The organism is Pseudoxanthomonas sp. X-1, from assembly GCF_020042665.1.
GTDB lineage: Bacteria > Pseudomonadota > Gammaproteobacteria > Xanthomonadales > Xanthomonadaceae > Pseudoxanthomonas_A > Pseudoxanthomonas_A spadix_A.
Genome location: NZ_CP083376.1, coordinates 2,070,089 through 2,082,952, shown reverse-complemented (window position 1 = coordinate 2,082,952; position 12,864 = coordinate 2,070,089). Strand labels below are relative to the sequence as shown.

The window sequence follows — 12,864 nt, the reverse complement described above, 5'->3', positions numbered from 1 at the left end:
TCGACCAGCGCCGGCCCTGACCCCTGCCCCTGCTTCCCTACCGCAGCACACGGAACCGCAGCGTGCTCCACGCGCCGCTGTCGGCCAGCGCGGTCAGCGTGTGCTCGCCCGGCTGCTCGAAGCCGTGCTCGAAACCGCGCGTGCCGCGGGTCAGGCCGATCCAGCGGCCGTCCAGCAGCCATTGCACCTCGGTCTCGGTGCCCAGGGCGCGCAGGTGCACGCTGGCCGGCTTGTCGCTGCCAGGCGCCCGCGCCAGGGTGGCGCCGTCGTTGAGGCCCTCGATGCGCAGCGCGGCGCTGGCCTCGCGCCCATCCGGCGCGCAGTCCGGCGCCAGCGGCGGCAGCTGCGCGGCGCGGCGCTCGGCCACGCTCAGCCAGGGCGAGGCCAGCGCGGGCCAGCGCGCCAGGCTCGCGTCCTGCGCGAGGTGCGGCCGCGTGCAGTCGGCCGACAGCCGCTGGCCGCTGCCGGCATCGCGCTGGAAGGTCTCCCGCCCCGCGCGCCACAGCCGCGCATCGCGTTCGGCGAAGGTCGGCGGCACGTTGCCGTCCAGCGTCCAGGCCTGCATCCGGCGCTGGCACAGCTGCGGCGCCTGCGGGTCGGGCGGCAGGCCCAGCGGCCAGCACACCTCGGCCTGGGCCACGCTGGCCGGGGGCGGGATCGCCATCGCCTCGCCGCGCGCGCGGGGCAGGCTGTCGATCACCTCGAACATCAGCGGCAGCGCGGTCACCGCTCCGTACTGGCCGGGCAGCGGCGTGCCGTCCGGCCGGCCGACCCACACGCCGACGGTGTAGCGGCGCGTGCCGCCGATCGCCCAGGCGTCGCGGTAGCCGTAGCTGGTGCCGGTCTTCCAGGCCACCCGCGGGCGGCCGCCGGTGTCGAAGGTGCCCACGCTCTCGCCGGGCCGCGGGTTGTCCTGCAGCACCTGGCGGATGATCCAGGCCGCGCCGGGCGAGAGCAGCCGGCGATCGGAGACCGGGTCCTCCGGCCGGTAGCGCACGCGTCCTGCCAGCCCGTCGCGGTTGAACGCGGCGAAGGCGCCGACCAGATCCTCCAGCCGTGCGCCGGTGCCGCCCAGGATCATCGCCAGGTTGGGGGCGGTGCCGCGCGGAAAGCGCAGCGCGATGCCGCCGTTGGCCAGCCGCGCGGCGAAGCGTGCCGGGCCGACGTGGTCCAGCACGTCCACCGCCGGCACGTTGAGCGACAGGCGCAGCGCCTCTGCGGCCCCGACCGGCCCGTTGAAGGCGGCATCGAAGTTCCCCGGCCGGTAGCCGCCGAAGCCCTGCGGCGCATCGATCAGTAGGGTCTCCGAATGGATCAGCCCGTCGTCCAGCGCCAATCCGTACAGGAAGGGCTTGAGCGTCGAGCCCGGCGAGCGCCAGGCCTGCACCATGTCCACATGGCCCAGACGCCTGGCATCGCCGAACTGCACCGAGCCGACGTAGGCGCGTGCCTCCATCGTCGTGTTGTCCACCACCAGCAGCGCCGCCGAGGTGCGTTCGGGCAGGTTGGAGAAATAGGCGGTGACGCGCTGTTCCAGCGTGCGCTGCAGGTCGGCGTCCAGGGTGGAGACGATGCGCGCGGCGCGCGGCTGCTGCTGGTGCAGCCGTTCGGCCAGCAACGCGGCGCTCAGCGGCGGCTGCAGCGCGCGTGCGACCACCGGTTCGATACGCGCATCGTCCACCTGCGCCTGGGTCCACACGCCGAGGGCGACCATGCGTGCCAGCACCTTGTCGCGCGCCACCCGCGCCGCCTGCGGATTGCGGTCCGGTCGCAGCCGGCTGGGCGACTGCGGCAGCACCGCCAGCAGCGCGGCCTCGGCATGCGACAGCCGCGCGGCCGGCTTGCCCAGGTAGGCCCAGCTGGCGGCCTCCACGCCCTCGATGGTGCCGCCGAACGGCGCGCGCTCCAGGTACAGGTCCAGGATCTGCCGCTTGCTCAGGTGCGCCTCCAGCTGCAGGGCGCGCAGCAGCTGCTTGGCCTTGCCCCAGGGCGTGCGCGTGTGCGGGTCGAGGATGCGCGCGACCTGCATGGTCAGCGTCGAGCCGCCCGAGACGATCCGCCCGCGCCGCAACATCTGCCCGCCCGCACGCAGCAGCGCCCACGGATTGACGCCCGGATGCCGCCAGAACCAGCGGTCCTCGTAGGTCAGCAGCGCCTGCAGGTACAGCGGCGAGACCCCTTCGGGCGAGGCCGGGTAGCGCCATACCCCGTCGCGATCGGCGAAGGCCCGCAGCGGGGTGCCGTCGCGGGCCACCACCAGCGTGCTGGTCTCGCGCGCCTTCGGCAGCGGCGGCGGGAAGGCGAAGTCCAGGACCAGCAGCGCCACGAGCAGTAGCACCAGACCCCAGCGCAACAGGACTGCAAAGCGTTGCAACGAAAGGGACCCGCTCTTTAAGCGCTTCATCGAAAACAACAATAGGGCTTATGGAGCGCAGGGACACAACGACATTGCGCGTCCCATCTACTGGCCATACAGGACGCGTTCGATGACCCCGGTTTTCAAATTGATCTGCACTTGGCGGCTACCGTCACCATCGACAAACGGCGGAGCCTTCTTGCTCGGCTTCCATATCCAGATCACTGCACGACCAGCACTTATGCCCATGTAGTCGAGTTCGAAGGCCCCTATTTCATAGCCCATTTCTCGTACCGCGTACTGACGCGCGACTTCAAGGCACTGCATCTCGCTAAGTTCGGACTCCGAAGCAGTGGCAACGACAGTTCCAACACCGACCGTCGCTGTGGCAACGGAAATGGCACTCGCAAGCGCAGTAATCGCCACGCCCACCCAAAGGACTCGGCCACGCCATCTCACAGTGCATCTCCGGACACCCGGCATATTTTTTTCCTAGCCGACGGCGGTCACGGCTGCACCACCGTGATCGTGGTCGGAGTGGAGGTGCCGACGCCGCGGATGTCGGGGCGGTACATGTCCTCCACCAGCGGCGGCGGCACGGTGTAGGTGCCGGGCGTGACGGCGCGGACCAGGTAGAACACCTTGGCGCCGCTGCCGCCGCGCCCCAGGCGCAAGGCGGCCACGTAGCGGTCGTCGCGGAACTCCTCGTGCTTGACCTCGGCCGCATCGCCGCGCTCGGTGAGGGTGATGCCATCGACCACCACGTCGGCCCACTGCTTGGCGTCGGACAGGTTGAAGTTCTCGATCTCCAGCCCCGCCGGCAGCAGGTCGGTGAGCAGCGCGTCGGGCACTTCGGTGTCGGCGGTGATGCGCAGGCCCACGATCAGCGCCTCGCCCTCCTTCAGCGTGCCGCCCTTCCACTCGCTGCCATCGGTGGCGTAGTAGCGCCGGGTGACGCCGATCTTCGACTTGTCCTCGGCCGGCGCGGTGCGCGGTACGCCGGCGATCTCCAGGCTGGCGTACAGCGGCGGCTGGCCCTGCGGGGCGAAGCTCACGCCCTTGGCCAGGGTGGCCATGTCGAACGTGCGCGCGAACAGGCGCAGGTCCTGCACCGTCTCGCTGGCGCCATCGGCCGACCAGGTGCCGCCGAGCGTCTTGGCCTGGGCATCGCCCAGCAGCGACTTGCCCAGCCGCGCGATGGCGACCTGTTCCTGCGTGCTCAGGTAGAACCAGCGCGCCTTGCGACGCTCGTCCAGCTCGCGGCCCAGCGAGATCACGCGCGCGTCGTACTCGGGTCTGGACAGCTTGCGCTCGCGCACCAGCGCCAGCATCAGGGCGTCGTCGCGCAGCCGGGTGCCGTAGTCGCCCAGCCACTCCGGCCGATCGCCGGTCTTGTCGAAGCCCAGCGCGATGGCGCGCGCGCCGCGCTTGGTGTCGCCCTGCAGCGACAGCGCCAGCCCCAGCTGGACCAGCGGCAGGCCGGTCATCGACTTGCCCCGGTCGTTGTCGTACAGCGCCCGCAGCGTGCCCAGCGGCGCGCGGCCCACGCGCGCCAGCACGTAGCCGGCATAGGCCTGGTTGGCGAAGCGCAGGTGGTCGCGGAAGTTGGAGCCATAGAACTGGTTGCCGCCGGACAGCAGGTCCTCGCTGAGGCGGTTCAACGCCTTCTGCAGCACCGTGTCGGGCACGGCGAAGCCGCCCTCGCGCGCGTCGAGCAGGAAGTCGGCCACGTAGGGCGTGATATACGGCACCACGTCGCCGTCGTCGCCCCACATCGAGAAGTTGCCGTTGGCCACCTGCATCGAGGCGATGCGGGCGAAGGCGCCCTCCATGCGCTCACGGCGCTTGACCGGGTCCAGCCCCTTGGTGCCCAGCAGGTCGGCCGTGGCCTGGTCCATCACCAGGGCGGCGTAGCCCTTGCTGGTGGTCTGCTCGATGCAGCCGTAGGGATACTTGAGCAGGTCCTCCAGCGCGGCGGCGAAGGGAATCGGCGGCAGCGCGCTGACCACCATGCGCGCGCGCACCGAATCGGGCATCAGCCCATCGGCGAAGCCCGCGCCCATCGTCACCGGCGCCAGCGGATCGATCACCCGGCTCTCGGTGCGGGTCACGCCGGGCCAGCCTGCGCGCACCGGCAGGTCGAAGCTGCGGTCGACCTTGAAGCCGTCGGCCGCGCCGTCCACGCGCACGCGCACCTGCGCGGTCGTATAGCCCTCGCGCGCCTGCAGCGGGAAGCTCAGCGTGGTCTTGGCGCCATCGGCCAGCGACACGCTGCGGCTGCCCTCGCCGATGGCCAGCGGCCCGTTGCCGTCCACCTGCACCTTGAACGTGCCCGGCCTGCCGGTGAAGTTCTGCACGTCCAGGGTGACCATGCTGCGGTCACCCGGCGCCAGCACGCGCGGCATGCTGGCCTCGGCCACCACCGGCGCGCGCACCAGGGTCTGGGTGTCGCGGCTGCCGTACTGGCTGTCCGAATACACCAGCGCCGACACGCGCAGGGTGCCGTTGAAGTCCGGCACCTTCAGCAGCACGCGCGCGTTGCCCTTGGCGTCCAGCTTCACCGGGCCGGCGAACAGGTCCACGGTCTGTACCTTGGCGGTCGGACGCCGCGCCTGCGGCAAGGCGCCCAGGGCCATGTCGCCACCGAAGCGCAGCTTGGCCGTGTCGCCCTCGTAGCTCTCGATCACGCGGCCGTAGACGTCGTAGCTGTCCACGCCCAGGCGGCGCTGGGCGAAGAAGTGCGTGGTGGCGTCGGGCACCGGGTAGCGGGTGATGTTGAGGATGCCCACGTCCACCGCCGAGACCGTGACGTGCGCGTCCTTGCCGGCCAGCTGCGGCACGCTGACGGTCACCGCCAGGTCCTGGCCGGGCTTCATCTGCTCGGGCGCCTTCAGGCCCACGGCCACGCGCCTTGCGCCGCGATCCATCGGCACGTGCGCCACACCCACCGCACGCGCGGGCGTGATCTTGGACGGCGCGCTGCCGCCGCGGAACACCAGCGCGGTGACGTAGACGTCGTGCCGCTCCCAGTCCTGGGTGACCGGGATCTCGAACACGCTGCCGGCCTTCACCTCGATGTCCTTGACGTAGAGCATGTGGTCGGACTCGACCATCAGCACGCCCTTGCCGGCGTGCGGCGGGGTCACGGTGACCTTCAGCGTGTCGCCGGCGCGGTAGCCGGTCTTGTCCAGCGACAGCTTGACCTTGTCCGGGCGCGCGTCCAGGCCGCGGTTGTCGTCGCTCCAGCTCCAGCCGGCGGTGAACGGATAGCGCGCAGTCAGCCCGGTGGCCGGGTCGAACACCTCCAGCCGGTAGCCACCCCACTCCACCGGGAAATCCACGCGCACGGCGTCGCCGCCGGCATCGACGGTCTTGGTGTCGACATTCTCGAAGCGCTGGGTGTAGTCGAACGACCAGCCGGTGTCCTCGTTGTGGGTCCAGTGGTAGTCGCGGCGCTCGCGCACCAGGGTGACCTTCAGGCCCTTGCCGGGCTGGCGCGCGCCGGCGGCGTTGAAGCGGGCGATCTCGAAGCCCGCCGTGCCGTTGGCGGCCGAGCCCTCCTTGTCGTCGAACAGCGGCCGCACGCCGACCAGCACCTCGGCCGGCCACAGCACGCGCTTGAGCGAGCGGTTGACCGTGCGCCCGCCGGTTTCGTACACGCTGCCGGTGACGATGGCCGCCACCGGCGTGACCGGCTTGACCTCATCGGGCAACGACAGCGTCTCCTCGTAATGGCCCTTGGCGTCGAACGTGGCATCGACCACATCCTTGGCCTCCTTGGGCAGCTGCACCGTGGCGTCACCGAAGAACCACCCCGGCAGCTTCTCCAGCGGATGCTGCTCCACCGCCACGGCCAGCTTGGCGGTGAAGCGGTTGCCGTCGGCCGGTGCGCCGTACAGGTAGGCGGCGTCGGCCTTCAGGTCCAGGCCCTGGCCGGGCTTGAGGATCTCCGGCGCGGACAGGTCCAGCTTCATGCGCTCGGGCAGGAACTCCTCGATGCGCAGGGTCATGCCCTGCACCGCCTGCTGGCTGGCCGGATCGGTACGGAACTCCACCTGCCAGCGCCCGGTCGGCGCCTCCACCGGGATGGCCTGCTCGAAGGCGAAATAGCCCTGCTCGCCCGGCGTCAGCCGGGTCTCGCGGAAGATCTTGCCGTCGGGCTGCTTCAGACGCAGGTACAGCGGCTGCCCGGCCTTGACCGGCTTGCCGTCGAAGTCGCGCAGCAGCGCCGACACGCGCACCATCTCGCCGGGGCGATAGAGGTCGCGGCCGGACCAGGCGAACACGTCGAACCAGGCCTGCTCGCGCCCGGCCACCGCGAACTCGGACAGGTCCAGTGCCGGCTGGTTGAACGGCAGCAGAGTGACGTCCTTGCCGCGGCTGGCCACCAGCACCTGGCCGGCGTCGAGGGTGTACTTGAGCAGCGCGTTGCCGTTGCCGTCGGTCTCGCCCTTGAGCACGGTCTCGCCCTTGGCGTTGAGCACCCGCAGCTGGGCGCCACCGACGGCGCCGCCGTCGGCCAGCGAGGCGGTATGGACGAACAGCGTGTCCTTGTAGGCGCGCGCGTGCAGCCCCAGGTCGCTGACGCTGAAGAACGCGGTCTGCAGCTGGTCCGAATAGCGCCCGACGCGCTTCATCACGGCGAAATAGAGGCCCGGCTCCTGCAGCTGCTTGATGTCCTGGACCGGCAGGTAGCTGACCATGCGCTCGTTGGGCTTGCCGCCCAGCACGAAGCGGTTGAGGTAGACCGAGTCGGCCAGTTCGCCCAGCGGCTTGTTCTCGCTGTAGTCCTCGTCCAGCGCCCAGGCGCCGCGGCTGCCGCCGCGCTGGTACTGGGCGAAGAAGCGCGGCAGCTCGGACTCGCGCACGCGCAGGAACTCCACGTCCACTTCCGGCACGTTGATCGACACCACCGGCAGGCCGCGGGTGTCCTTGGCCGGCAGCACGCTGCCCTGCGAGGCGAAGGCCACGGCCGGTTCGATCTGGCCGGTGTGCACGACCTGCTCGACCGCCTTGCCCAGGCGGCCGCCGGCCGCGGCCAGCAGGCCCGCATCGACCTTGACCGTGTAGTCGCGCGCGGCTTCCACCGAGGGGAAGCGCAGGATGCTGGCCTCCTTGTCCAGCACCCAGCTGCCGCTGACCACGGCGCCCTTGTCGTCGCTGACGTGGAGGAGCCGGTCGAAGTCCTGCGACTCGACCAGCGGCTGGCTGAATTCCAGGGCGATGGCGACCTGGCCCTCGTGCTGGTCGGGATAGGCGTTGACCAGGCCGAAGCCGGCGACGGACTTGGCCTTCTGCGCCTGCACCGCTTCGCCGGAGACGGCCGGCAGGTCGCCGGTCTTGTTGCGATCGCAGCCGGTCAGGGCCAGCAGCGCCAGCGCACCGGCCAGCAGGGCCGCGCGCCAGGCGGGGCGCGCGGGCCGCGTGCGGGTCGAGGAAGGCGCGTCCTGCGCGGTGGCGCGGTGTGGCGACAGCGCGCCCTGATCCTGGATGCTCTCCATGAAACGCCACTCTCCTCAACCGGTTTTGCGCGGGAGTATAGAGGGCGCGGATGGAGGCTGGAGGGCCGCTGCGGGCTTTCCGGGCAATGGGGAGGAAGGGCTACGGGGAAAGCCTCATCGCCGCCATGGCGGCTCCCACCAGGCCAGGAGCGAGGGCGGCGGTGCTTGTGCGGTGCATCCTGCGCGCACAGGGCCATCGCGCTGCAGGATGCCCATCGCGCCGCCCGAGGACACATGCCGGTGGCAAAGATGCAGCTGGGAGCCGCCATGGCGGCGATGGAGCTCTACCGACACCGCACATCGTCATTGCCCCCGGGACGCCATGGAAGCCAGCTCCCACAGAACGAAAACGGCCACGCCCGTGCAGGGCGCGGCCGCTCGCGATGTCCATGCTGGCGGACCAGCGAGCCGGCGACCTGGTCACCGGCTCCGCCCGCTCAGCCCGCGGGAGACGGAGGCGGCACCTCGGCGCTAGCGTCGGCCGCCGCCGCGTCCTCCTCCTCTTCCAGCGAGGCATCCAGGCGTTCGATCGCCTGCAGCTTCTCGCCCTTGGACAGGCGGATCAGGGTCACGCCCTGGGTGTTGCGGCCCACGCACGAGATCTCGGTCGAGCGCGTGCGCACCAGCGTGCCGCCGTCGGAGATCAGCATCACCTCGTCGGTATTGCCCAGCAGCAACGCGCCGACCAGCCTGCCGTTGCGCTCGTTGGTCTGGATGCCGATCACGCCCTGGGTGCCGCGGCCCTTGCGCGGATAGTCGGCCAGCGGAGTGCGCTTGCCGTAGCCGTTCTCGGTGGCGGTGAGGATGTAGCAGCCCGACTCGTCCTGCACGGTCTCCAGCACGGCCTCATCGCCCGACTCGGCCACGTCGTCGGCGGCTTCGTCCTCGGACTCGGCGCCGGCGCCGGCCGCACGCTCGGCCACGATCAGGCTGACCACGTCCTCGCCCTTGGCCAGCCTGATGCCGCGCACGCCGGTGGCGGTCCGGCCCATGGAGCGCACCGCCTCCTCGCCGAAGCGCACGGCCTTGCCGTTGGAGGCGAACAGCAGCACGTCACGCTCGCCGTCGGTCAGCGCCACGCCGACCAGCGCATCGCCCTCGTCCAGGTTGATGGCGATCTTGCCGCGCGCCAGGCGGAAGGCGAACTCGGTCAGCGGGGTCTTCTTGACCGTGCCGTTGCGGGTGGCGAAGAACACGTAGCGACCCTGCGCGTACTCGCGCACCGGCAGCACCGCCTGCACCTTCTCATCGCCTTCCAGCGGAATCCAGTTGATGATCGGGCGGCCGCGCGCGTTCGGCCCGGCCTCGGGCAGCTGGTGCACGGCCAGCCAGAACACGCGGCCCTTGCTGGTGAAGGTCAGCAGCGTGTCGTGGGTGTTGACCAGCCACAGCTGGTCGATGAAGTCCTCGTCCTTGGTCGTGGCCGCGTTGCGGCCGCGGCCGCCGCGCTTCTGCGCGCGGTAGCTGCTGGCCGGCTGGCGCTTGGCGTAGCCGGCGTGGCTCAGGGTGACCACCATGTCTTCCGGGGCGATCAGATCCAGGATGTCCAGGTCTTCCTCGCTCTGGCGGATCTCGCTGCGGCGCGCATCGCCGAACTCGGCCTTGACGTTCAGCAGCTCCTCGCGGATGACTTCCTTGAGCACATCGGGGTTTTCCAGGATGCGGATCAGCCCGGCGATGGTGTCCAGCAGCTGGCGGTACTCCTCGGTGAGCTTTTCCTGCTCCAGCCCGGTCAGGCGGTGCAGGCGCATCTCCAGGATCTGCGTGGCCTGGACCTCGGTCAGCTGGTAACGGTCGTCGATGAAGCCCACGCCCCTGGGCAGGTCTTCCGGACGCGAGGCCTCGGCGCCGGAGGCGGCCAGCAGCGAGCCCACCAGGCCCGGCTCCCAGGTCTTGGCGAGCATGCGTTCGCGCGCCTCGGTCGGGTTGGCCGAGGTCTTGATCAGCTCGATCATCTCATCGATGTTGGCCAGCGCGACGGTCAGGCCTTCGAGGATGTGGGCACGGGCGCGGGCCTTGCGCAGCTCGAAGATCGTGCGGCGGGTCACCACCTCGCGGCGATGGCGCACGAAGGCTTCCAGCATCTGCTTGAGGTTCAGCAGCTGCGGGCGGCCGTCGACCAGGGCGACCATGTTGATGCCGAACACCGATTCCATCGGCGTCTGCGAATACAGGTTGTTGAGGACCACCTCGGCCGATTCGCCGCGCTTGACCTCGATGTAGATGCGCATGCCGTCCTTGTCGGACTCGTCGCGCAGCTCGCTGATGCCCTCGAGCTTCTTCTCCTTGACCAGTTCGGCGATCTTCTCGATCAGCCGCGCCTTGTTCACCTGGTAGGGGATCTCGGTGACGATGATCGCCTCGCGCCCGGTGCGGTCGTCGACCTCGACCTCGGCCTTGGCGCGCATGCGCACGCGGCCGCGGCCGGTGCGGTAGCCGGCGATGATGCCGGCGGTGCCGTTGATGATGCCCGCGGTCGGGAAGTCCGGCCCGGGGATGTAGTCCATCAGCGCATCGATGTCGATCAGCGGGTTGTCGATCAGCGCGATCAGGCCATCGACCACCTCGGACAGGTTGTGCGGCGGGATGTTGGTCGCCATGCCCACCGCGATGCCGGCCGAGCCGTTGACCAGCAGGTTCGGAAAGCGCGTCGGCATCACCGACGGCTCCAGCTCCTTCTCATCGTAGTTGGGCACGAAATCGACGGTTTCCTTGTCGATGTCGGCCATCAGCTCGTGGGTCAGGCGCGACATGCGCGCCTCGGTGTAACGCATCGCCGCGGCCGAGTCGCCGTCGACCGAACCGAAGTTGCCCTGCCCGTCCACCAGCAGGTAGCGCAGCGAGAACGGCTGGGCCATGCGCACCAGCGTGTCGTACACCGACTGGTCGCCGTGCGGGTGGTACTTACCGATCACGTCGCCGACGATGCGCGCGGACTTGTAGTAAGGCTTGTTGCTGTGCGCGCCCAGTTCGTTCATCGCGTACAACACGCGGCGATGCACCGGCTTCAGGCCGTCCCGGACGTCCGGGAGGGCGCGGCCCACGATCACGCTCATGGCGTAATCGAGGTAGCTCTTGCGCATCTCGTCTTCGAGGTTGACGGGGATGATTTCCTTGGCGAGATCAGCCATTCGAGGTCCGTGCTTGTGTTCGCTACATCGGGCCGAAACGGGCCTGGCCGCCAGGAGCGCGGCAAGCGGGTTTCGGAGGGGTTTTCAACCGCGAAATTGTACCACGCACCCGGCCCGCGATGGGCGCCGGGAAGCGCCAAGAATCAATCACTTGCGCGTGGAACAAGGCCCCGCGCAAGGCCTGCGGCGGCGTGGCCGCAAACGATGCACAGCAGGGCGCGGCGCGCCTGCCCCGGGCCTTCAGCCGAAGGCCGCGCGCATCTTCTCGGGGGTGGGCTGCTCGACCACGCCCTTCTCGGTGACGATGGCATCGATCAGGCTGCCCGGGGTGACGTCGAACACGGGGTTCCAGGCCTTGATGCCCTCGGCCACGGTGCGCACGCCGCCGATGCCGTGCAGCTCGCCCGGATCGCGTTCCTCGATCTCGATCAACTCGCCGCTGGCCGTGTCCATGTCGACCGTCGAGGACGGCGCGACCACCATGAACTTCAGGCCATGGTGGCGCGCGGCGATGGCCAGCTGGTAGGTGCCGATCTTGTTGGCGGTATCGCCGTTGGCGCAGATGCGGTCGGCGCCGACCACCACCCATTGCACCGCGCCGGTCTTCATCAGGTGCGAGGCGGCCGAGTCGGCGATCAGCGTGGCGTCGATGCCGTCCTGCTGCAGCTCCCACACCGTCAGGCGCGCGCCCTGCTGCCAGGGCCGGGTCTCGTCGGCGAAGACCTTGCCGATGCGGCCCTGCGCCACGCCTGCGCGGATCACGCCCAGCGCGGTGCCGAAGCCGGCGGTGGCCAGCGAGCCGGTGTTGCAGTGGGTCAGCACGCCGCTGCCCTCGCCGATCAGCGCCGCGCCCAGCTCGCCCATGTGGCGGTTGGCGGCCAGGTCCTCGCTGGCGATGGCCTGCGCCTCGCGCTCCAGCACGTCGCGCCAGTCGGCGCCGGCCGGCTGCAGCGCGCGGCGCATGCGCGCCAGCGCCCAAGCCAGGTTGACCGCGGTGGGGCGGGCGGCGTTGAGGCGCTGCAGGGCCGGTTCGAGCTTCAGCGCGGCCTCGGCGCCGTCGGCGGCCTCGATGGCGCGCCCGGCCAGCACCGTGCCCCAGGCCGCGGCGATGCCGATCGCCGGCGCGCCGCGCACGGCCAGGGCGTGGATCGCGGCGGCGACCTCGTCGCTGGTGGCGCAGGTCAGGTGTTCGACCACGAAGGGCAGCTTGCGCTGGTCGAGCAGTTGCAGGGCATCGCCGGTCCACAGCAGCGGACGGATGCGGTCGTAGCGGGCGTAATCGAAGGTCTCGTTCATCGGCGCATTTTACCCGCGCCGATGTGGCAGCCCGCCGCGCGCGTTCAACGGATGCGGAACAGCCCGCGGCAGCCGCCGTCGACCCACACGCCCTGCTCGTCCCAGCCCCAGGTGCTGCCTTCCACGCACTGGGTGTCGGAGAGCTGGCGCAGCAACGTGGCCGGCGGGCTGGTGACCCGGCCGTCGCAGCGGCGGCGCTGCTGGTCCTGCGATTCGCAGCGCAGGACCTTGTGCTTGAGGTCGAAGGCGCCGCCGTCGTCATCGCCGGTGCCGCTGATGAATTCGCCGCGGCAGCCGTGGTCGACCCACACGCCGAAGCGGCCGTAATCCCAGGTACGCCCCTTGATGCAAGGCATGTTGGACACCTGCCGGGTCAGGCGCACGCCGGCGGAGGTGTCCACGTCGCAGTACTTCAGGCTCTGATCCTTGGACTCGCAGCTGAAGTGCTCCACCGGGACCTCGCCCGGCGGGGTGTCATGGCCGCCGAACAGCCAGCCCACGCTGCCGCAGGCGGACAGCATCAACGCGGCGGTTCCCGGAAGCCCGGCCTGCAGCACACGACGGATGGACACGACATTCC

General features: G+C 70.3%; 6 protein-coding genes. All 6 read right to left on the bottom strand.

Annotation, left to right across the window (positions count from 1 at the left end):
- Positions 1-37: 37 nt before the first annotated feature.
- Positions 38-2,338, bottom strand: coding sequence for a penicillin-binding protein 1C (gene pbpC, locus LAJ50_RS09165; RefSeq protein WP_328590697.1), 2,301 nt, complete (start codon positions 2,336-2,338; stop codon positions 38-40).
- A gap of 123 nt (positions 2,339-2,461) precedes the next feature.
- A complete protein-coding gene (locus LAJ50_RS09160; RefSeq protein WP_130552139.1) occupies positions 2,462-2,788 on the bottom strand; it encodes a hypothetical protein in 327 nt (108 codons plus the stop codon).
- Between the two features lie 74 nt (positions 2,789-2,862).
- Positions 2,863-7,857, bottom strand: a complete 4,995-nt coding sequence (locus tag LAJ50_RS09155; protein ID WP_130552140.1) for an alpha-2-macroglobulin — start codon at positions 7,855-7,857, stop codon at positions 2,863-2,865.
- A gap of 437 nt (positions 7,858-8,294) precedes the next feature.
- Complete coding sequence (gene gyrA / locus LAJ50_RS09150; RefSeq protein ID WP_130552141.1) at positions 8,295-10,988, bottom strand: DNA gyrase subunit A; 2,694 nt, start codon at positions 10,986-10,988, stop codon at positions 8,295-8,297.
- A gap of 240 nt (positions 10,989-11,228) precedes the next feature.
- Positions 11,229-12,284, bottom strand: coding sequence for an S-methyl-5-thioribose-1-phosphate isomerase (gene mtnA / locus LAJ50_RS09145; protein ID WP_130552142.1), 1,056 nt, complete (start codon positions 12,282-12,284; stop codon positions 11,229-11,231).
- 44 nt (positions 12,285-12,328) lie between these two features.
- Positions 12,329-12,856, bottom strand: a complete 528-nt coding sequence (locus LAJ50_RS09140; RefSeq protein WP_130552143.1) for a DUF3011 domain-containing protein — start codon at positions 12,854-12,856, stop codon at positions 12,329-12,331.
- Between the last annotated feature and the right edge of the window lie 8 nt (positions 12,857-12,864).

Bases quoted from the DNA above. Each gene is read 5' to 3' on its own strand.
- LAJ50_RS09155 (WP_130552140.1), bottom strand. From the start codon at position 7,857: ATGGAGAGCATCCAGGATCAGGGCGCGCTGTCGCCACACCGCGCCACC.
- mtnA (WP_130552142.1), bottom strand. From the start codon at position 12,284: ATGAACGAGACCTTCGATTACGCCCGCTACGACCGCATCCGTCCGCTG.
- gyrA (WP_130552141.1), bottom strand. From the start codon at position 10,988: ATGGCTGATCTCGCCAAGGAAATCATCCCCGTCAACCTCGAAGACGAG.